General features: G+C 42.6%; 15 protein-coding genes. 5 read left to right on the forward strand and 10 right to left on the reverse strand.

Annotated elements, in window-relative coordinates; translation table 11 throughout:
• Positions 1 to 82: 82 nt before the first annotated feature.
• Entirely contained in the window at positions 83 to 316 is a 234-nt protein-coding gene (locus DW173_RS05960; protein ID WP_004316218.1) for a PspC domain-containing protein, read from the forward strand.
• 92 nt (positions 317 to 408) lie between these two features.
• Here DW173_RS05960 and DW173_RS05965 read toward each other — a convergent pair whose 3' ends face one another.
• The gene (locus DW173_RS05965; protein ID WP_008026087.1) at positions 409 to 2,274 is read right to left on the reverse strand and encodes a DNA polymerase III subunit gamma/tau; all 1,866 of its coding nucleotides are present in this window, start codon (positions 2,272 to 2,274) and stop codon (positions 409 to 411) included.
• 234 nt (positions 2,275 to 2,508) lie between these two features.
• Here DW173_RS05965 and DW173_RS05970 point away from each other — a divergent pair, with 234 nt between their 5' ends.
• Positions 2,509 to 2,805: an FtsB family cell division protein gene (locus tag DW173_RS05970; RefSeq protein ID WP_004316220.1), complete on the forward strand. Its 297-nt coding sequence runs from the start codon at positions 2,509 to 2,511 to the stop codon at positions 2,803 to 2,805.
• 3 nt (positions 2,806 to 2,808) lie between these two features.
• Entirely contained in the window at positions 2,809 to 3,150 is a 342-nt protein-coding gene (locus tag DW173_RS05975) for a hypothetical protein (RefSeq protein ID WP_120144005.1), read from the forward strand.
• Positions 3,151 to 3,264: 114 nt separating this feature from the next.
• On the opposite strand, the gene DW173_RS05980 is transcribed toward DW173_RS05975, so the two are convergent.
• Together DW173_RS05980 and DW173_RS05985 are read right to left on the reverse strand one after the other, a co-directional pair.
• The gene (locus tag DW173_RS05980) at positions 3,265 to 3,867 is read right to left on the reverse strand and encodes an OmpH family outer membrane protein (protein WP_032812121.1); all 603 of its coding nucleotides are present in this window, start codon (positions 3,865 to 3,867) and stop codon (positions 3,265 to 3,267) included.
• Between the two features lie 27 nt (positions 3,868 to 3,894).
• Positions 3,895 to 4,128: a hypothetical protein gene (locus DW173_RS05985; protein ID WP_008026083.1), complete on the reverse strand. Its 234-nt coding sequence runs from the start codon at positions 4,126 to 4,128 to the stop codon at positions 3,895 to 3,897.
• A gap of 134 nt (positions 4,129 to 4,262) precedes the next feature.
• On the opposite strand from DW173_RS05985, the gene DW173_RS05990 reads away from it, so the two are divergent.
• Together DW173_RS05990 and DW173_RS05995 are read left to right on the forward strand one after the other, a co-directional pair.
• Positions 4,263 to 5,723, forward strand: a complete 1,461-nt coding sequence (locus tag DW173_RS05990; protein ID WP_087322395.1) for an aminoacyl-histidine dipeptidase — start codon at positions 4,263 to 4,265, stop codon at positions 5,721 to 5,723.
• The gene (locus DW173_RS05995; RefSeq protein ID WP_120144007.1) at positions 5,704 to 6,921 is read left to right on the forward strand and encodes an endonuclease; all 1,218 of its coding nucleotides are present in this window, start codon (positions 5,704 to 5,706) and stop codon (positions 6,919 to 6,921) included. The genes DW173_RS05990 and DW173_RS05995 overlap by 20 nt, the downstream gene beginning before the upstream one ends.
• A gap of 230 nt (positions 6,922 to 7,151) precedes the next feature.
• On the opposite strand, the gene DW173_RS06000 is transcribed toward DW173_RS05995, so the two are convergent.
• The 7 genes from DW173_RS06000 to DW173_RS06030 form a co-directional block, all read right to left on the reverse strand.
• Positions 7,152 to 8,327, reverse strand: a complete 1,176-nt coding sequence (locus DW173_RS06000) for a mechanosensitive ion channel family protein (RefSeq protein WP_117685169.1) — start codon at positions 8,325 to 8,327, stop codon at positions 7,152 to 7,154.
• Between the two features lie 139 nt (positions 8,328 to 8,466).
• Positions 8,467 to 10,284: an alpha-L-fucosidase gene (locus tag DW173_RS06005; protein ID WP_120144008.1), complete on the reverse strand. Its 1,818-nt coding sequence runs from the start codon at positions 10,282 to 10,284 to the stop codon at positions 8,467 to 8,469.
• Between the two features lie 144 nt (positions 10,285 to 10,428).
• Positions 10,429 to 13,518 carry a glycoside hydrolase family 2 TIM barrel-domain containing protein gene (locus DW173_RS06010; protein WP_199722819.1) on the reverse strand — a complete coding sequence of 1,030 codons (3,090 nt, stop codon included), beginning with the start codon at positions 13,516 to 13,518 and terminating at the stop codon, positions 10,429 to 10,431.
• Between the two features lie 70 nt (positions 13,519 to 13,588).
• Positions 13,589 to 15,913, reverse strand: coding sequence for a glycoside hydrolase family 20 protein (locus DW173_RS06015; RefSeq protein ID WP_120144010.1), 2,325 nt, complete (start codon positions 15,911 to 15,913; stop codon positions 13,589 to 13,591).
• An 18-nt stretch (positions 15,914 to 15,931) separates the two neighbouring features.
• Entirely contained in the window at positions 15,932 to 17,515 is a 1,584-nt protein-coding gene (locus tag DW173_RS06020) for a sulfatase (RefSeq protein WP_120144012.1), read from the reverse strand.
• A 271-nt stretch (positions 17,516 to 17,786) separates the two neighbouring features.
• On the reverse strand, positions 17,787 to 19,601 hold the full coding sequence (locus DW173_RS06025; protein ID WP_008026069.1) for a RagB/SusD family nutrient uptake outer membrane protein: 1,815 nt from the start codon (positions 19,599 to 19,601) through the stop codon (positions 17,787 to 17,789).
• A 22-nt stretch (positions 19,602 to 19,623) separates the two neighbouring features.
• Positions 19,624 to 22,830 carry a SusC/RagA family TonB-linked outer membrane protein gene (locus DW173_RS06030; RefSeq protein WP_032851522.1) on the reverse strand — a complete coding sequence of 1,069 codons (3,207 nt, stop codon included), beginning with the start codon at positions 22,828 to 22,830 and terminating at the stop codon, positions 19,624 to 19,626.
• Positions 22,831 to 22,946: the final 116 nt, after the last annotated feature.

A 22,946-nucleotide genomic window follows, 5' to 3' on the forward strand; every position in this document is an offset into this window, starting at 1 on the left:
TTGACTTTCTTATTTACCGGGCGTAAAAAATCTGTTTTTTTATATACCTTTGTATAGTATTCGCACTAAAACAAAGTACATCATGGAAAATGAAAAGAAATTAACCCGTTCTTCCAACCGAATGATCGCAGGCGTATGCGCCGGAATAGCCGAATATTTCGGATGGGATCCTACCTTATTAAGAATAGTGTATATACTGGCTACATTCTTCACTGCTTTCGCCGGAGTAATCATATATATAATCCTGTGGATTGTCATGCCGGGAAAAAGACCTTCAGACGGATACGAAGACCGTATGAATCAACGTTTACATTAAATTAAAAGTATAGACCATATTTTCATACCAGTATCCGATATAGATAAAAGCCTTCGTTCCTGGAAGATGATAATCCGATAGAAGTAAGTACATTAGTATAGCTCCAGTCCGAACTCATCTTTCAGCTGCATCAACGCCTGATTCTTTTGAGCCATCATCTGGAATTTCTCGACACGTCCCACAGGACGTATTGTTTCCGTTGCCTCACTTACCCGCACTGTCATCACCACTTTGCTGTTTTTCAGCCTACCACGAAGATAACTCTGCAATTCAGGAATCAAAGCTGTAAAATCCTTTGCAGCAAACTCATTATCAACCACCACTTCAAAAGTCGTTGAGTTATTAAGCAATACCGGACGGAGCATCTGCATACGTTTAGTAAGAGCATCCTGTTCTTTCGGCAACTGACCGGCATATTCCTGCCAGTAATAATTCAAATCCCGGTCATTGAAAATAAAATCTTCTTCCGGTTGCTGTACTCTGGGAACATGAGTGGTAACTGTATTCTGCGTTGTCTGATCGCGCTGCGGATTCTTGATAGACACGCCCAAACTAGACATCTTCATCACCGGAATTTTCCGTTCTTCCTTGACAGTCGGGGCAACTCCCGCTCCTTGCGACGGAGCAGACGAAGCCGCACCGGAAGAAGCCGATGCTCCCGGTTGCACTGCTGCAGATGCTTGCGGATGCCGGGCAGTAGTGCCATTAACAGCCTGTGTTGTTACTGAAGACGGAGACGTATGAAGGGAAGCCTGCTGAACCTGGGTTGCAGAAGCGACCTGCGGCTGCTGAGCTGCGGCAGGCTGTGTGAATATGGGTTTTATGGTCTTCGTAGGGCCACGCCCACCACTCACGTCATCCCCCTCGGTGGTAAGCTGTGCAACCTGTATCAAGGTCAGTTCTACCAGCAAACGCTTATTTTTGCTGATGCGGTAATTCAAATCACACTCATTACAAAGCTTCATGGCCCGGTACAAGAAAGGTAACGGACATTTCTGCGCCTGCTCCTGATAGCGTTGGCGTATGCTCGCTCCCACTTCCAGTAGAGGCAGTGTCACCGGGTCTTTCCCCACCAACAGGTCACGGAAATGAGACGATAATCCGGTAATAAAATGACTTCCGTCAAAGCCTTTATTCAATATATCATTGAAAAGCAACAAAGCATCACTTACCTTGTTTTCGAGGAAACAATCCGTCAGACGGAAATAATATTCATAATCAAGAACGTTCAGATTATCAATCACACTCTTATAGGTGATATTTCCTCCGGTAAAACTTACAACCTGATCGAAGATAGACAAAGCATCACGCATACCACCGTCTGCCTTCATAGCTATCACGTTCAGTGCTTCCGGCTCCGCCGTAATTCCTTCTTTCGAAGCAACATACGACAGATGATTCACCGTATCTTCCACGCTTATCCGGTTAAAGTCATAAATCTGACAACGGGAAAGAATGGTAGGGAGAATCTTATGCTTCTCCGTCGTAGCCAGGATAAAGATAGCATGACGGGGAGGTTCTTCCAGCGTTTTCAGGAACGCATTGAAAGCAGATGCCGAAAGCATGTGCACCTCGTCGATGATATATACCTTATATTTACCAATCTGCGGCGGGATGCGTACTTGCTCCACCAACTGGCGAATGTCATCTACCGAGTTGTTGGAAGCAGCATCGAGTTCGTGAATATTGTATGATCGCTGTTCGTTGAAAGCTACACATGACTCACACTGATTACAAGCCTCTCCGTCGGCAGTAGGCGTCATACAATTGATGGTTTTGGCAAAGATACGCGCACAAGTGGTCTTTCCTACCCCACGTGGTCCGCAAAACAAATAAGCATGAGCCAGTTTTTGGGTAGCAATTGCATTTTTCAGCGTAGTAGTCAACGCCCGCTGTCCTACCACCGATTCGAACGTGGACGGACGGTACTTACGGGCTGAAACAATATAGTTTTCCATATCCGGGATTCTCTCTGTTTTTTTTGAATTTTCGCTTACTCTGCAAAAACAGTGCAAATGAGAGCAGAGTCAAGCTAGCTTGAACTATGCCGAGTGAAGCCTGTTTTCGCTTACTCTGCAAATGTACACAAAAAAAGTGAGATGTAATAAGGGATAAAGAGAGAAGTTTTGAAGCTAAAGCGATAAGTTTTTAAGTTATTAGTTTTATCTTTGCGGATATTAAAAGGAGAAGTTATGGGTAAACTAATCAGTATCTGGAGTTTCATACGCAGACGAAAGTATCTCATTACGGTCGTTGCGTTTGCTGTTATCATTGGCTTTCTGGACGAGAACAGCCTGGTCCGTCGTTTCGGATATGAACGGGAGATCAGCCAGTTGAAAGAAGAGATAGAAAAGTACCGGGCAGATTACGAAGAGAATACCAAACGTCTCAACGAAATAACGACCAATCCGGACGCCATCGAGCAGATCGCCCGTGAAAAGTATCTGATGAAGAAACCCAACGAAGATATTTACGTTTTTGAAGATTAAAGAATGAAACAATTAGTACCCGCCCTTTTCGTTGTAGGCGCTATCATGGCTCTCACCGGAGCAGCTGTATTTATCACCGGATGGATCTATGCTCCTTACATATATACTATCGGAGCCGGATTTTTCGCATTGGCACAAGTGAACACGCCCGTCAAAGGAAAAGGCAAAACACTAAAACGCCTACGCGTTCAGCAGATATTCGGAGCATTGGCGCTGATCCTGACCGGAGCCTTTATGTTTACCACCCGAGGCAATGAATGGATTGCCTGCCTCACGGTTGCTGCTATCCTCGAACTTTACACCGCTTTCCGTATTCCGCAGGAAGAAGAAAAAGAAAGGGCATAAAAAAAGCCTGTTCATAGCTTTACAGTCTTGAACAGGCAGAAATCGAAAAAAATATTGAATAACGTTCCGTCCTTTTTATCAGGAAACGGAACGTTTATTTTTTATCCTTCACTATTATTTCTTCACAGGTGAATATCTTGCATTCAACCCATCAACAATTTCTTTTGTGATATTAAAAGTGCTGTCAGCATAAAGCAGGTTATCAAAACCTGTGTTGCTGAAAATCAGGCTATATCCGTGAGTCTTATTATATTCTTTCAGGAAAGCGTTGATAGAATCGCGGAACTGCAAGCTGTTCTTGTTGTTCTCTTCCATCAAACCATTCTGAAGTTTGTTACTCAACTCTTGCAAATCTTGTTCCAACTTCACCAGACGGTTGTATTCTTGCTGCGCTCTATCTTGTGACAGGAAAGCATTGTTTTCTACTTTCTTCTGGAAGTCTTGTTTTTCCTTGTTCAAAGAGGTAGCCTTCTGATTCAATGTCATACGAACGTTCTCGCTCTTCTTTACCATCGCCTCATTCAAGTCAATACAGAAATTGTATTTGGCAAGCAGCGTATCTATTTCAACATAGGCAATTTTCATTCCTGACAGTTCGGCATTAGCCTGTGCCGGAGTACTTGTAGTTTGATTGTCAGTTTTGCCAGCACATTGTGAAAATAAAACGATAAACGCAAGAGCAGCCAAACCGTTCATGAGGTAGTTCATTCTATTCATAATTAATAAGTATTGTTTTTAATAAATTTAATTCATACTATCGTTCAAGGCTTTTTCCAACTCATCAATAGAAAAACGCGGTTTCTTTTGTGCTTCGCGATCCTGCGACTGTGCGCATCCGATTCCTTTCTGACGCAACGTTTTATTCCCGCTCACATGACCATTCGGGAATTTTCCACCCTTCGTAAAGAATACTTTCACCCCTAATAATACCAGGGAAATAGCAACTATTAACAAAGTTATCAGTATAGTCTCAACCATTTCTATTAATTTTGTGAGTGCAAAGATAGGCTTTAATGAGATATGAGTTCAGATAAGTCAATCAAATTAACCATATTTAGCAATAGAAGAAGCGAAAACAGCCCTTCTATTCCTAATTATAAAATAAAAACAGCATGGAAAAAAAAGACTTAAAGCCGGCTGGCGTATTCAAGTATTTCGAAGAAATCTGCCAAGTGCCACGCCCTTCGAAGAAGGAAGAGAAAATGATTGCCTACCTAAAGGCATTCGGAGCAAAACATAACCTGGAAACCAAGGTAGACGAAGCCGGCAACGTATTGATTAAAAAACCCGCTACTCCGGGAAAGGAAAATCTTCAAACCGTCGTATTGCAATCACATATCGACATGGTGTGCGAAAAGAACAATGACGTTCAACATGACTTCCTCACCGACCCCATCGAAACGGAAATTGACGGTGAATGGCTGAAAGCCAAAGGCACTACCCTCGGAGCCGACAACGGTATCGGTGTAGCTACCGAACTGGCTATTCTGGCTGACGACAGCATTGAACATGGTCCGTTGGAATGTCTGTTTACAGTAGACGAAGAAACGGGGCTTACCGGAGCTTTCGCCCTGCAGGAAGGCTTTATGAGCGGTGATATTCTTCTGAACCTCGATTCGGAAGATGAAGGGGAAATCTTTATCGGCTGTGCCGGAGGTATTGACTCCGTTGCAGAATTTACTTATAAGGAAGTGGAAGTTCCTGCCGGATATTTCTTCTTCAAGGTGGAAGTGAAAGGTTTAAAAGGCGGTCACTCCGGTGGTGATATTCATTTGGGACGGGGAAATGCCAACAAAATACTGAACCGTTTCCTTTCACGCATGGCTGGCAGGCATGATCTGTATCTTTGTGAAATCAACGGTGGTAACCTGCGCAACGCTATTCCCCGCGAGGCATACGCTATCTGTGCTGTTCCCGAAGATGCCAAACATGATGTCCGCACCGAACTAAATATCTTCACCAGCGAAATGGAAGACGAATTATCCGTTGTAGAGCCCGACTTAAAGTTGGTTCTCGAATCGGAAACTCCCCGCAAGACGGCTATCGACCAGGATACCACTACCCGTTTATTAAAAGTTCTGTATGCAGCTCCTCACGGTGTATACGCCATGAGCCAGGATATTCCCGGACTGGTGGAAACTTCTACCAATCTGGCATCTGTCAAGATGAAGCCGAATCATGTCATCCGCATTGAAACTAGTCAGCGGAGCTCGATACTATCCGCACGCAACGATATGGCGAACACGGTTCGTGCCGTATTCCAACTGGCGGGAGCCAATGTTACGTTTGGCGAAGGTTATCCGGGATGGAAACCGAATCCCCACTCGGCTATCCTCGAAGTGGCTGTTGAATCTTACAAGCGTCTGTTTGGTGTAGACGCGAAAGTTAAAGCCATCCATGCAGGATTGGAATGTGGCCTGTTCCTTGATAAATATCCAACGCTGGATATGATCTCTTTCGGACCAACACTGACAGGTGTTCACTCTCCTGACGAACGAATGCTTATTCCTACCGTTGAGAAATTCTGGAAACATCTATTGGATATCTTGGCACATGTTCCTGCCAAGAAGTAACAGACAGATAAGTCAACATAAAGAAGAGTATGGTAACAGTGAAAAGAGAGTAGCTGTTGCCATGCTCTTTTTTGCAATGAATTTAATAGCTGTAAGTTTCTTTGCTCCTTCTTATGCTATCGCACAAGATTCTCACGAAGGACAAGGCTATCACGACACACAAGTCCCCTCTCAACAAGAAAGAATCCCTTTCCGCGTTGTAAGTTGGAACATAGAAAACCTGTTCGACACTCGTCATGATAGTTTAAAGAACGATCACGAATTTCTTCCCGACGCGATGCGTCATTGGAATTATAGCAGATATAAAAAAAAGCTGGTTGACGTTGCCCGTGTAATAACTGCTATTGGCGAATGGAGTCCGCCTGCATTAGTCGGATTATGTGAAGTAGAAAATGATACAGTGCTTCGTGACCTGACCCGCCGTTCTCCTTTAAAAGAGCTTAGTTATCGTTATGTAATGACCAACTCCCCTGATTTAAGAGGAATTGACGTAGCCTTGCTTTATCAACGGGATTTATTCAAACTATTATCTTCCCGTTCCATTTCCATCCCTCCGTTGAAGCAATACCGCCCGACAAGAGATTTGCTACACGTCAGCGGACTTCTACTGACGGGAGATACCCTCGACGTATTTGTCTGCCACCTCCCCAGCCGCTCGGGTGGAGCCAAAGAATCGGAACCCTATCGCTTATATGCAGCTCACACTCTGCGTATGGAAGTTGATAGCATCATGAACATTCGTTCTCTTCCGCAAGTCATTATTATGGGGGATTTCAACGATTACCCGACCAATCAATCTATTCAGAAAATACTGGAAGCCGAAGCACCTCCTGTTACTACCAATGACCTAGCCTCAACAACCGGCTCCACCAACTTCTCAACAGTTGCCCCCTCCTCATTAAAACTATATCACCTACTCGCCCGGAAAGCTAAATCAAAAGACTTCGGTTCTTACAAATATCGTGGTGAATGGGGATTACTCGATCACTTGATTGTATCAGGCACTCTATTAAATCAATCAAATCACTTTTTCACCAGCGAAGAAAAAGCAAATGTGTGCCTTCTCCCCTTTTTACTGAAAGATGACGAAAAATATGGTGATAAAGAACCTTTCCGCACTTATAAGGGAATGAAATATCAAGGAGGCATCAGTGACCATCTTCCTATCTATGCAGACTTCGAGCTGATTCTACATTAATTATAAGAAACGGTAGCAGCTAATAATATCCGGTTATTACAAAGAAAGAAAGTCAACCATTATCAGGGAAGTACAAACGCCGTTACAGTATGCTCTGACAAGGGAGTATTCTCACCGTAATGAGAAAAGATTCTCATAGTAATGGGAATATATTCTCATTGGCATGAGTATTTTTTCTCATAGGGATAAGTATCGTTGAGAAATATAACGCCTCATCGTAGCTCCATTAATTAGTCCGAATACTGATAAACTTTCAAATCGAACTTCGGTACCATTGCCAACAAATGATCGAAGATATCCGACTGAATACGCTCGTATTCTTTCCATACCTTATTGCGGGAGAAGAAATAAACCTGAATAGGTACTCCGTACATCGTAGCTTCTTTCTGACTGATAATCAAATCCAACTCCTGATTGACTACGGGCAGGCTACACAAATAGCGTTCAATATATACCCTATACACTTGAGAATTGGTAGGAACCACTCCTTCTTCCGGCTGGTAATCTGCCATTAGTGGAATTTCTTTCCGATAACGGTCCAGCATTTCCGGCGTACAGAATTGAAGTGTAGTCAAGTCCAATGTTATACTCTTCATCACCCGTCGTCCTCCCGACTGTGTCATTCCCCGCCAATTCTGAAAAGGGCTGCTCACTAATGTATAAGGAGGAATGGTGGAAATGGTATTATCAAAATTCTGAATCTTGACTGTATTCAGCGTTATCTCCTGTACAATACCGTTTGCGTCACCGGAAGGAAGCGTCACCCAGTCCCCCGGACGAACCATATCGTTGGCAGAAAGCTGGATACCTGCCACAAAACCTAGTATGGAGTCTTTGAACACTAACATCAAAATAGCCGCCGAAGCGCCCAGGCCCGCAAACAAAGTGGCCGGAGACTTATTCACGATAATAGCGATGATTACAATCCCGCCTACAAAGAAAAGAAGCACCTGCAACACTTGGATAAATCCTTTCATCGGGCGGTCTTTCATCGACTCTCTTCCGTCATAGATATCCATTATCATCAACAGAATTCCATTAATAGCCAATAGCAAGGAGAAAATAATATAAATGACACACGCTTTCTGGGAAATCAGTAACAACTCTTTTCCACGGATAAAAGCCATTGGCAACAACGAATAAACCAGAAAAGCCGGGATGGTATGAATCAAATGATGAAAGACCTTGCGTTTCATTAACAACGTGTTCCATTGATGAGGTCTCCGCCTCGTATACTGTTTCATACCTCCGATAAGAATCGCCTGGCAGAGGTAATTCAGCACGATAGCAATCACTATCATCAGTAAAGCCATAATAGTCTCATCAAAACGATCGGCAACTGCCGGATCTATTCCCCAGTCAATAAGGGTTTTATTCATCCATTTTCCTAAATCTACTACTAACATAACTTCTGTCTTTTTTAATAAATAACAGTAAAATATTCATTTGGTTTAGAAAAAAAAGAGACCGGTATCTGATTCATCAAGAACCAAGACGCCAGTCTCCATTGCTACTCTCTAAGCATATCTTTCAATGAGGGCTCCATCAGGGAGTTACCATCACTCCTATTTCATTCATTTCTATTTTTGCGGTGGTTGCAGTTGGCGTAGTAGCTTCCAGTTTAATAAAACGTGCCTGTATTTTCTGTCCGAGAGTGACCGTCTGCGGCAACGGATTGTGCATAATATTACTAAACTCTCCATTAGTCGGAACTTCTTTCCACATCCTACCGTCCTCACTCACAAAGAATTTGTAACGGAATGCCATCGTCGGTTTTGCCTCTGCCTTTGCAGGAGCATACGTGAAGCTACCCAACGTCACTGTCTTACCTAAATCAATAGTCAACGGAGAGATAGCCACTTGTTTCCATCCGGAGCGCGGCAAGTTATTCCAGTCTTCTTTCTTTGTTTCTTCCTGCAAAGGTTCTGCATAGTAAGCGGCAACCTGACTAACGTAAGCAGTCAACCGACATTCGCCTATTTTCACCCGGAGCTTACTGGCGTTAACCGCGGGAAAACGCAACATACGTTTATATCCTATTGTCGTACCTTTTCCAACTTCTTTCCAGCCCTTATCAGTCAAGGCTTCCACAGTGAAAAGCTCTACCCGCTGCCCTTTCGTTATATCTTCCTGCAACATAACCAAATTGATTTCCGATTTGGCCTTCAAGGTATAAACAATCTCACTACCCGAAGTAGCGCACCAGCATTTCCTTCCGTTTTTCACACGGTTGTCAGCAAACGTTTGCTGCCGATAGTCGGCAAACTCTTTTAACCGCTTGATATCAGCTTCATGAATCAGCCCTCTCCGGTCAGGCGGAATATTCAATAGAAGCACTGAATTATATCCTACCGACTGGAAATAAATATCCGATAAATGTTTCAAAGATTTCACTTTACCATCTTCCTCCGCATGATAGAACCATCCCGGACGGATAGATACATCCACTTCAGAAGGATACCAGAATAATTCCGTAGCTTTCTCCAAGATCTTACGACTTCCCAAATCCTCTGCTTTACCGAAAACACCCAAGCGTTTGTTATTCTCTTGCGAACGGGTGTATATACCGGGAGTAAGCACAGTTGCAGTCCATTCCGTTTCACGGCCTATCCCTTTCTCGTTTCCTACCCAACGGACATCGTCTCCCATAATCGCCATCACAGCTTTCGGTTGAAGGCGTTGAATGGTTTTATAGAAAGCGTCCCAGTCATATATTTGTTTCTTTCCGTTCGGGCCTTCCCCATTCGCTCCGTCGAACCATACTTCGTGCACTTCACCATAATTGGTGAGCAATTCTGTCAATTGACGGACAAAAAATTCATTGTAACGGGGAGAGTCTCCATAACATTCCGCATTCCGATCCCACGGAGAAAGATAGACGCCGAACTTCATATCATATTTATCGCAGGCTTTCCGAAGTTCTTTTACGACATCCCCCTGTCCGTTCTTCCAAGGAGAAGAGGCTACAGAATGTTTCGTTGTAGCTGTAGGCCACAGGCAGAAACCGTCGTGATGCTTTGCGGTCAGAATAACCATTTTGAAACCTGCATTTTTCAAACTCTTCACCCATTGTTCAGCATCGAGTTCTGAAGGATTAAAGAGTGCAGGATCTTCTTTTCCGTCTCCCCATTCACGTCCGGTAAAAGTGTTGATGCCAAAATGAAAAAAAGCGGTCAGTTCCATTTGTTGCCAGGCATATTGTTGCGGAGTGGGTACCAACCGCGCTGCCATATCGACTTTCTGTTCGAGCGTTGCATCTTGAGGAAATTCAACATGCTTCACGTAGTAGTTTTCTTTTTTCTGTGCCTGCACTCCACCGATGAGGGTAGAAGACAATAAGAGAGAGATTAGTAGTTTATTCATAGCCTATAAATTATTGCAGTTTTACAAAAATAAAATAAAGGTACGGATTTCACGATTCTCATGGAATACTTTCTTATGATATTCCATTCAATCAGTGTACCCCCCACCTTTATATATAATCTAAATAACCTATTGATTTAGTATCTATTTCACCGGATAAAGGGTAAATTCAAAACTCTGTTTCTTTAATGGAACCAAGTATTGCGGTAACACTCCGGGACCACAAGTAGCCGTTCCCACGCCTGCCTGTTCGGCATCCAGATGCACTGTCAGCAATCCATCACGTTCCAGTTCATTGATATGGCGGGCCTTCTCCAATAATACATCCGAGAAAGGAATCATACTAAACTGGAAAGCACGATTTGATTCTACAAAGAGGCCTTCGCCGGAAGTATTTGCCAACTTCGCCCAACGTACATCGGTGCGGTTGCCCGTAGATTGCGGAGCAACATAATAATGAAACATCCGTTCCGGTGTGGTCTGATATACACCGATTTTGCCGGACTGATTGCGGTCAATGTATGTTTCATTCTCTCCACGTCCGAGGTAAGAAACCTGATCGTAGGTGTTCGCCACACGGAATGTCAATCCCAGACGTGCCATTGATTTCACGATGGTCGTGTCGGGCTGGAAAGTAGTAAGAACTTTCAGCGCACCGTTTTTATCCAATGAATAAACAAAGTCGGCAGTTCCTATCTTTTGCGCTTTCGCATTTAGAATTTCCACCCGGGCAGTGGTCGAAGTCTTGCCCTCTTTCAGTGAAACGACCTTTTGGGTCAGATTATCCAATCCTGCATTACGCCACAGACGTGCACCGTTCTTATCCCGGTTGTCATTATCCGTTGCCGGGCGGAAAAGGCTCAATGTCAGCGGAGCAGCTAATAATTCTTTGCCATTCAGGTTCAATGAAGTCAGCGCCCCTGTTTGCTTGTCAACAGTGAAAGTCGTTTCACCTGCTTTTTGCGGACGGTAGCCTGTGTAATTCTTATTACCGGCAAACACGAACTGATCGTATGCCACTTCCCAGTCCTTATCGATCATTGAAGATGCTTCACGACGCGTCCAGCTGATATTCAGATAAGCCTCACGAATTGTATTCGGAAGTTTGACAGCGCCTAAAGCTACATCTACGGTAGCGTGCGGTGCACAATCAATCGTTTTCGTACCTTCTGCCAAGATCTTGCCATTGTCTGCCGTCACATTCCAGTTCAGTACATACTCATTCAGATTAGAGAAGTCATACCAGTTCTTGACACGGATAGTCAGATTCTTTTGATCCGCCAAAGTCGCTTTTATATTCTGATATACTTTCTTTACTTCAAGCAAATGCGGATGCGGTTCACGATTGGCGCCTACCAAACCGTTACAGCAGAAGTTACCGAAACTCGGGATTCCTTCCGGCCCGTAATCACCGCCATACGTCCAATACCATTTACCGTTTTTATCTATTTCGCGGAATGACTGGTCCACCCAGTCCCAAACGCAGCCACCTTGTGCCATCGGATTGTTTTCAAATACATCCCAGTATTCTTTCAATCCGCCGCAACTGTTGCCCATCGCATGAAGATATTCGCAAAGAATGAAAGGACGATAGATGTCTTTCTTCGCAAGATATGCTTTGATGTCGTCCACACTGCGGTACATACGGCAGTAAATATCCGTATTATAGTTCAATTCGGCACGTTCGTATTGCACGGGACGAGTGTTTTCTACCGATTTCAGCCAGTCGTAGGTACGCTCGAAGTTGATTCCGTTGCCGGCTTCATTTCCCAACGACCAGATGACGATAGCGGGATGATTCTTGGAACGTTCATACATCCGGTGGGTGCGGTCCATGTGCGCGGTCAGCCAGGTAGTGTCTTTGGCAAGAGAAGCAGCCCCATATCCCATTCCGTGGGATTCGATATTTGCTTCATCAATCATGTACAATCCGTAGCGGTCGCAAAGCTGATACCAGTAAGGGTGAGTCGGATAATGCGAGTTACGCACCATGTTGATATTGTGCTGTTTCATCAGTTTGATGTCCAGTTCCATCAGTTCTTTGCTCACGGTACGTCCCAGCTGGGAGTGTTCGTGGCGGTTGGTTCCTTTCACCAATACCGGAACACCGTTGATGCAGAAACGTCCGTCTTTGATTTCCGAGGTACGGAAGCCGACTTCGCAACCGGTCAGTTCGGTGACCTTGCCTTGTTCATCTTTCAGTTCGAGTATCAATGTGTAAAGATGAGGATGCTCTGCGCTCCAAGCCTTTACATCAGGTAGATTCTTTCTATCAAACGTGATAAGATTGCTCAATCCACGGGATTTTATCCGGATAGCATCCTGCAGGACAGCTTTGCCTTCGGCGTCTTTCAGGGTGTAAGCAATAGAAGTGGCTCCAAGTGTAATAGAAGGTCCCTCTACGGTCACTTCAAGTCCGAAAATTCCATCTTTGTATTTCTCTTTGTCCAAAGATGCATTCAGTTTGTAGTCGGCAATGTACTGTTTGGGAGTGCTGTAAAGATACACATCGCGTTCGATACCACTCAAACGCCACATATCCTGACATTCCAGATAAGCCCCCGCACTCCATCGGTACACTTCCAAAGCAACCACATTTTCGCCTTCATTGAGGACGTCAGTAATATCCCATTCGGCAGCTGTCTTTGATCCCTGATTGTATCCAAGCAATTTTCCATTCACCCATACATAATAGAAAGAGATGACCCCTTCACAACAAAGTACTACCCGGCGTCCTTTCCAGTCGGCAGGCACTTTGAAGGTACGGCGGTATGAGCCGACTTCATTTTCTGCATGCGGTACCAACGGCGGATTCTTCTTGAAGTTGAACATTTTATCGTCAAATTCATACGTTTCGTTGACATAGATAGCTGTGCCATAACCCTGACATTCCCAGTTGCCGGGCACATTGATGTCCGCCCATCCTCCTGTGTAATAAGAAGGTTGGTAAAAGTCCTTCGGACGGTTATCGGGATTCTTCACCCAATGGAATTTCCACTTTCCGTTCAGGCTCATATAAAAAGGAGACTGTTCATACCCTCCCGGTTTTTCAATGTCGGAAGCGTTGGCATAAGGCCATACGTATGTGTGAGGAGCGAGTTTGTTCAGTCCCACCGCATACTGGCTCTGCCATTCGGGTAACGGTTGTTGCTGCGCTAACGTGAAAGTAGTGGCAGCCAGTACTGCTGATAAGATTAAAGAAGTTCGTTTCTTAAAGCTAATGTTCATAAGCATGTCATCATAATTAGTTTATACAAGATTGTTTTACAAAGCACCTAATTGCTATTTTTTAACTACTTGATTACTATTCTATAATCACTTCATCAAAATAGACTCTCGCTTCCTGACCGGGGCGGACATGCTCGTCAGGACATACCCCTGCACCTTCTGCCGTCACCCGGACATAACGAGCAGATACTCCGCCCATGTCTATCGAATAGTCATTTCTGAAAGTTCCTTCCTGATAGATTTCTTCCGGAGAAAAGTTCAATTCTCCTATGGCATGGTAGGTACGATTATCATCAGAAACTTCTACGCGAATCATTTTCGGTTTGTGCGCTCCCATTCCATAATTCGTAATGCAACCAATAGCTAATTTATTCAGTTTTTCCTGACTCTGCAAATCTATTGTGAAAGAGATAGAATCATTCCGGCTCCAGTTACACCATTCAGAATCAGTATATTTCAAGCTTCCCCGCAATCCATTGACTAATAACATTTCGTTCTTCTTATTGTCAAGCAAAGGTTTTGCCGTAGCTTTGTTCCATGTGAGTGGCAACTCTAAGGTTTCTCCCATTTGCTTGCCGTTCATAAAGGTAGCGGCTTTCACCATTTGCGTTTTCGTCACACAGATAGGTCCGTCGTAACGATGAGAAGACATTGCCGGATTACTCCCATTCAGTGTATAATAAATTTCCACATCCGGACGGATACATTCCAAACTCACTTCCAGATGTCCGTCCACTGGTGTCACCGTCTGTTGTATGTTATACATTGAGCGGGCATAAACAATTCCTTTTTCTGCAATATGCGAATTGTATACATCCATTCGTTTCAAAAATCCAGTCCAGTCCTTCGTTCCTGCAGCTGTCCAAGCCACTTCTGCCAAGGCAGCCAGACGAGGGAACAAAAGATAATCCACATCTTCCGGTTTATTACAGAATTCCGTCCACATACAGGCCTGTATCCCCATTAGCAATGATTCGTATTCCGGTTTCCAGTCTTTTTGTACAGGTTCGTAATCAAAAACATCTTTTAGGGTATTGTTACCAAAATACGTTACCGGTTCAAACCATTGCGGTCCCTGATAGCGAATCAGGTACATGATACGCGCCGGAGTCATGATGAAACGATGTCCTTTTTCAGCAGCTTTCAGGGCAGCCGTTCCCATTCCCTGCCAACCGAGAATAATGGACTCTTCGGGAAGAAAAGAGCTGTTTGTCAATTCATCCCAGCCAATCACCTCGCGTCCTTTCTTACGCAGATAATCACTGATACGCTTCATGAAATAACCTTGCAAGTCTTCCTCATTGGCTAAATGCTGCTTTCTCATCCGTTTCTGACAAAGCGGACATTTTTCCCAGTTCGTCTTTCGCGCTTCATCTCCTCCGACATGAATATAGCGGGAAGGGAAAAGTGCCAGAATTTCGTCAAAGACATCCTGCAAGAATGTAAATACGCTATCATTTCCCGCACAGTAGATAATCTCGGAATTTCGTCCTCCCAAGCCGGGAAGTACACCGATAAAGTCTTTCACAACCGGACAAGCAAACTGGGGATAAGCAGCCAAAGCAGCGTTACTGTGTGCCGGTACATCTATTTCCGGAATGACTTCTATTTGTCTGTCGGCAGCATAAGCTACAATTTCCCGAATCTCCTCCTGTGTATAGAAACCACCTATTGGAGTAAGCTCTCCACGCTTCGGGTTACGGCGTGAGTGAAAAGGTACATCCGTACGGTCTACTCTCCACGCTCCTACTTCCGTCAAACGAGGATATTTCTTTATTTCAATCCGCCAGCCGTTATCGTCCGTCAGATGAAAATGAAGTTTGTTTATTTTCAACATCGCCATACAGTCGATGATTCGCAGTACGTTCTCTTTGGGAATAAAGCAACGTACCGGGTCCAGAAGTAATCCTCTGAAACCAAAACGGGGCTCATCCCGAACTGTCATTGCGGGAACGCTCCAAGCGATATTCTGTACCGGTTGCTCTGATTCTATGGTAGCAGGCAGGAGTTGACGGACAGATTGCAGGGCATAGAAGAAGCCCTTTGTATCCGAAGCTTTAATAAGTATCTGTTGCGGTGTAATCTCCAACAGATATGCTTCGGGTTTAAAAGAAGAATCTGTCACAAAACGGACTTGTCCTTCTTTGCTGCCGACATTCAAAGCCGGAGTTATTCCGGCAGCACGGGTAAACAAGTCGATAAAATTGCGGGCAATCGCAGCCTGCTCCTGATTTTCTACCGCAAATGCCGTTTTTGCAGAAAAGGTGAAGTTACCACTACCCGGCACAATCTGTGTCGGGCGTGGTACTATTGAAATTAAAGGGGATGTTAAGTTATCAGCCTGCAAGAACACTGTCAGTGGCGAAAGCAGTATGAGAATGATTAAGATGTATCTTTTCATGGTGTATATACGTTGGTGTTATTCCTTGTCTCTTTCCGGTGAGAAGCGGACAGGGTCATTGTATTGCTCCTGAAGTTGCAGCATTTCTTCTTTCAGTTCTTTCACTACCGGTTCGTATTCAGGTTGCCCGTAGAGGTTGTGCATTTCCGACGGGTCTGCCTGCAAGTCGTAGAGTTCCCACCAGTTGATATCATTATAGAAATGAATCAATTTATAGCGGTCTGTACGTACCCCGTAATGACGTTTCACCATGTGTTCGGCAGGATATTCGTAGAAATGATAGTAGAGAGCTTTCCGCCAGTCTTTCGGATGTTCGCCTTTCAGTAAAGGAACGAGGGATATCCCTTGGATATCAGAAGGGATTTCTGCCCCTGCCAGTTCGAGGAAGGTGGGTGCATAGTCGATGTTCTGTACCATTTCTGTGATATCACCTCTGCGGTCGAATCCTTTCGGCAGACGCATGATAAGCGGTGTACGCATGGATTCTTCGTACATGAAGCGTTTATCAAACCAACCGTGTTCGCCCATGTAGAATCCTTGGTCGGAAGTATAGACGACAAGTGTGTTATCCAGCAAGCCTTTCTCTTTCAGATAGTCGAGTACACGACCAACATTGTCGTCCAGTGATTTTACGGTCTTCATATAGTCACGCATGTAACGCTGGAATTTCCAATTGGCAAGTTCCTTGCCTTGCAGGTTCTGCCTGTAGAAATCATCTATAACCGGTGTGTAGAATTTGTCCCATGCAGCACGTTGACCTTCGTCCATACGTCCGATATACTTCTCATATAAGGATTTCAGACGGGTGTTTTTATCAGGACGAAGCATTTTGAGGTCATAAATCATGTCCATGTCCTTCACAATGCTCATCTCTTGCGCGGCAGCGGCGGGACGTCCTTCGTAATCGTCAAAGAAATTATCCGGTAGCGGGAAGGTTTTATCTTCGTACAAAGCCAGGTTGCAAGTATCCGCCAACCAGTTACGGTGAATTGCTTTGTGGTGAATCAAAAGGCAGAAAGGTTTTTCCGGATTGCGTTTGTTTTCTATCCAGTCAATGGCGTCATCAGTAATAAGATTCGTGATGTATCCATGTTTTTGGATAGTGTCATTGTTCTGCGTGATGAAATCCGGGTTGTAGTAGTCTCCTTGTCCGGGAACAATCTGCCAGTAATCAAAGCCGGAAGGCAAACTTTCAAGATGCCATTTACCCACCAATGCTGTCTGATAACCGATTTTCTGCAACAGTTTCGGAAAAGTTTGTTGTGAACTGTCGAATACGCAAGTGGTATTATCATAGAATTTATTGGCACAACTATGTTTGCCCGTTATCATGCAGGCACGGCTGGGGCCGCTTAAAGAATTGGCAACAAAGCTTTGAGTAAAACGTACACCGTCAGCAGCAATGCGGTCGAGGTTGGGGGTTTCCATGTAGCGTGTGTCGTAACAGCTCATCATTTGAGCTGTGTGGTCGTCTGTCATAATGTAGACGATATTCAAAGGGAGTTGCTCCGCAGACTTTTGCTTGTTTGAGCAGGAAGCAAGGGAAGCTACGGCAGCTATTCCTGCTAAAGGAAAGAATAAGTTTGATTGCAGTTTTTCCATAAAACAACTTTATATTAGATTGTAGTGACAAAGGTAGAGACCTGTCAACAAAATCCATGTTCACAAATAACCAATTAATTTCCAATATTCTCCATTTTTGTCTGTTTCAGAAGGAAAAATGGCAAAAACACTATTTACAACTCATTTCCAATCCAGCAAATCCAAGAAAATATATACAATGATTTCTATTTATATAAAGAAAACCCGAATGAAAAGCAGAAACACTCCTCCTCTGCATTCGGGAAAAAACAACTTGTTATAACTACTATTTTTAATAGCCGAAGTTATTTTTTGTAATAGCTATATTAGTATTCATTTCATCACGCGGAATAGGGAACAACAAATTCTTTTTCAAGAAAGTCTCATCATTCAAATTTCCATTATTGTAAATACGTTCACCCCAGACTCCCGTTGCATTGGGATTATTCTCCTGCCACTTTTTAGTTATTGAGTGATTATTATTCACAGTAAGTGCTTTTTTCAAATATTCAGTTCCACGCAAGCGCATCATTTGATACATTTCAGTTTCACCGGCACCTTCAAAAAGTCTTTCAAAGAATATCTTTTCACGTACTTGATCTTTTGTTAATGTTGACTCCCATTTGGCTGGTTGTGTCGAAACCTTAGCTCCCGACTTACGTGCACGCGCCAACACGAGATCTACTGTATTAATTGCATCGTCTTTTCTATCCAATTCATTATAGACATCAGCCAACATCAATAATAAATCTGCATAACGATATAAAATTAGATTTTTATGACTGGCAATACCTGCCATATTCATATCAAAAGCTTTTGCAAAATGAGGCCATGCCGCTCTTTCTCCTGTCCTACCCGCCGCAGTACATACATTCAAAAAATCTTTCAATCCTTTACGATATTTCTCATCAAATTTGGTTTCATCATTCGTGATAGCCAAAATTTCATCCGCGCTCGGATTCTCTTTATTAGTCAATAACTCATAAGGAATTCTACCAACTAACAACTTGTTATTTTTCCAACCGGCAGGTTTTATACCGCTATCATAAGTGAAATAAGGATATTCATAGGTAGAGTCACGGGCAGACGGCACAGGCTCTACTTGAGCTACAGGTCCGATATTGTTTGTACATTTTCTCCATTTTGCCATAAATGTAGTCTCAATACGAGGATCTCCCCAATAGGTTCCCGCAAAGAAATCATAAAAAGCTTTCGTACACTTCACTCTATGGAAACTTTTACCATAAGATGATGCAGCAGGATTAAAAACCCAAGATCCCCTATTAAAAGAAGACAACTCACCATTCACCTGAAATCCCAGTTGAAATATAGATTCTTTAGAACCTTTAATCTTATCAACAAATAAATTAGAAAATTTCGATTCCAAATCATATTTACCTTTCACTCCTTCAAAATAGGTCTTTGCTTTTTCCCAAGCTGTAGCATCACCCAAACAACCTAAAGTATGATACAACTTACCTAAATATGCTTCTGCAGTCCATTTCGTTGGAAATCCATCAGAATTCGTTTCCGGCAAATATTTTGAAGCAAATTCCAAGTCACTTCGTACAACATCCAACACCTCTAAACGCGAGGAACGAGGTACAGCTACGCCGTCATGAGAAGAAGGAGTTGTCTTCAAGGGTACATCTCCCCAACATATTGCAAGGTTATAATAAGACAAGGCACGCAAGAAATGAGCCTCTGCAGCCATTTCGTCTTTATCCTCCAAAGAAGTACTTTCTACGTTGGCTATAAATGCATTCGTTTCATTAATTACTTTATACATTACATACCATGCATTTGTCAACAGATCATCTGTATAGTCACATTGCAGCCATCCACACATATCATTTGTACCCCCATTAGTCTGTGCCCATCCGAAACCACTATATCGTACCGGAATTTCTTGCCAATGCTGACCATATCCTCCACTAGTCAATGCAAAATAACCATAGCATCCATATAATGCTGCACGTGCCTTTTCAGAAGTAGAAAACTGAATTTGTGTATTCAAAGTATATTGCGGGTCTTCATCTAACCACGATTCACAAGAAGCCAATAATAAGCAGCTTGCTAATAAAAATATATAGGTAAATTTCTTCATTTTCATAATCATTTATTGTAAATTAAAAGGTTACATTCAAGCCAAACACAAAAGAACGCATATTTGGAAAAGCATTCATATCAATACCCCGACGCAGGCCATCAAATGCAAAGCTATTTACCTCCGGATCATATCCACTATAATTGGTTATAACAAATGCATTCTTTACTGAAGCAAAAATACTGGTATTCTGGAACCCAATCTTAGTCATCCACGCTTTAGGCAAAATATAATTCAGCGTAATATCTGAACAACGCAAATAACTTCCATCTTCTACATAACGATCATAAACAACACCTTTTACATTTGAAGTAGACGACGGATATAAATTAGAACGATTCTCCGGAGTCCAGGCATTATAATAAGCATCTTTTCTCAAGTTTCCGGCCTGCCTGGAAGGAGTCTGTTCGTAACGGATATTTGTATTCAGAATATCATTACCATAAACACCTGTAAAAGAAGCAGAAAGAGATATATTCTTCCATTCCAAACGTGTCTGGAAACCATAGGTGAAATCAGGATTCGGATCACCTATCACAACCATGTCATTAGGATCTACTATACCATCTTCATTCACATCCACACATTTAATATTACCAGCTGCCATATCATTTCCAACAGATGAAGTGTAATATTTGGTAGAACCATCTGATGAGATATATCCTACTTTGCCATCAACAACATCTTCTTCCTGAATAATTCCCTGTGTCTTATAACCGAAAAATAGTCCCGGAGCCTCACCCTCAATAAAAACATTTGCAGGTCCAAAATGATCGCCAATCGTCTTACCTAAATAACCACGTACTCCTTTCAAGGAACCTATATCAGAAACTTCCAAACCTAAATTCTCAATCGTAGTCTTGTTGAAACCAATATTTCCGCCTACATTCCACTTCCACCCGTTACTGCGAATAATATCAGCATTTAAACTAAACTCAAAACCTTTATTCAACAACGAGCCTTCATTTATCATCACTGTTGCAAATCCACTGGAATATGGCAGAGCACGCTCAACCAACAAATCTTTTGTGTTTTTACGGTAATAATCAAATGCACCATTCAGGCGACCATTAAAGAAACCAAAGTCAAGACCAACATTCCACGAAGAAGTACGTTCCCACTTCAAACCCTCATTTTGCAGACTTTTGATTTGCATAGACGTCAGTTTATTCCCATCTCCATCAGCATAGTCCACCTTATTTTCATAAATAGATAGAGACTGATATGGATCAATACCCTGATTACCTGTCTCACCATAACCAACACGTACCTTCAACTGACTTAGCCAATCAATGCTCTTCATATAAGCTTCCTGTTCCATACGCCATGCTAATGAGAAAGACGGGAAATATGCCCAACGATTACCCTTTTTAAATTTACTGGATCCGTCAGCACGCAATGAAGCCGTCAACAAGTACTTATCATAAGCAGATAAATTAACACGTCCTAAATATGAAAGTAATTGATAATCTTTTTGTATAGGCTGTTTTACATCCACTTTTCCTGCATTAGACAATCCTTTAGTACGTAAGTCATAGATAGAAAAAGTATTGCCTGAAACATTCTCTGTCAGAAAATGATATTCATCATAAGTGATACCCGCTGTTGCCGACAGACGAAAATCCTTAGTCAAGTCCATATTAAAGTTTAACAGGTTTTCCACTGTATAATTAGACTTATTGACATTACTGATTGCCAGTAAACCCTTCACATTTTCTCCCGGAGGTAACTGAATCCCATACCAACGTTTACGGTCATTGACAATTATATTCCCCCCTGCACGCAGACTATACGAGAAATATTTATTAATGTTCCAATTCAGATTCAAGCTTCCATTAAATGTCTTATTATTAGTAATATCATCATAATCATTTACCCAACTAAATACATTCATTTTTGATTCCAAAGCACCCGGATCATCATCAGGAACAATATAAGGAGCTGTATCAAGAACCGTACGAGCCAAAGATCCGGCAACGCCTCCGGTTGTATTACCGCCCGTCATCATATCATTCTGCTTTAATGAACCGCTCAATATCAAATTTAAAGTTACTTTTTTAGATAATTCAGCAGTTAAATTAGCACGCAAGTCACCCTGTTTTATTCCTGTATTTTCTACGATACCATTAATATCCTTAAAGTTACCGGAGATATAATATTTCATACCGGCAGTTCCTCCACTGACAGAAGCCGAGTAGACCTGTGAGAAAGCTGATGTATATGCTTCTTTTTGCCAGTTGCGATAGGTAATAACCTTATATAATTCCGGATTATTCGGATCTGCCTGATAAGCGGATTCATTACCACTAAATACGTAACGCATTTCACCATTAGGTTGCAGATAATATCGCGGTTGGTCTAATTTAGAATTAGTGTAATCGGCATACTCTTCCAAATTTAACATATCGTGCAAGTTACGTGCATTAGCTATCGTAAAGTTCGCTGTGACATTTACTTTTGCCTTTCCGGCCTTTCCCTTTTTAGTTGTAATAAGAATTACGCCATTGGCACCACGAGAACCATAAATCGCAGTAGCAGAAGCATCTTTCAAGACGGTAATATCCTCAATATCATTAGGATTTATTGCACTCAACGGATCTTGAGCTATTTGGAAGTCACCACCTCCCACAGCAGACTCGGCAAACTCACCAGTAGATGCTTGCGGCACATTATCAATCACATATAACGGCTGATTATCTCCACGTAATGAGTTAGCACCACGAATAGTGACAGAAGAAGCAGCACCCGGAGTAGACATTGAAGCTGTTACATTTAAACCTGCAATCTTACCTTGCAATAGCCCGTCAATAGATACAGCTTTTGAAGCATCATTCGCATCAGGACGAAGACTGGCTGTAGCGCCTGTTAAATCGCTCTTTTTAGCCGTTCCATAACCAACAACAACTACTTCATCCAAATTTTGTGCATCCTCTTTTAATTGAACGTTAATTTTAGTCTGATTTCCAACCACTATTTCTTGTTTGGAATAACCGATAAAAGTAAAGACCAACACTGATTTTGAGTTTGGAACGGAAATGGAGAATTTTCCATCAATGTTGGTAATTGTCCCATTAGTAGTACCTTTTACTTGTACATTGACACCAGGCATACTTTCATTTAGAGCATCCACTACCTGACCGGTAATGTTTTTTCCTTGTCCCATAGATTGCGCTGCAAACGCAAACAATGTGATGAAACATAGCAGAAAAACTTTTGATAGGTTCTTCATAGAAGTCATTTTTATAAATTATTAAATTTAAAGATTAAAAAGCTTATTCCAGATTTTTTGCTGAAATCCATACGCAAATATAGACGTGGTTACTGAATATGCATGTTCTATTTTAG

The organism is Bacteroides sp. AM16-13 (assembly GCF_003602705.1).
Taxonomy (GTDB): domain Bacteria; phylum Bacteroidota; class Bacteroidia; order Bacteroidales; family Bacteroidaceae; genus Bacteroides; species Bacteroides xylanisolvens.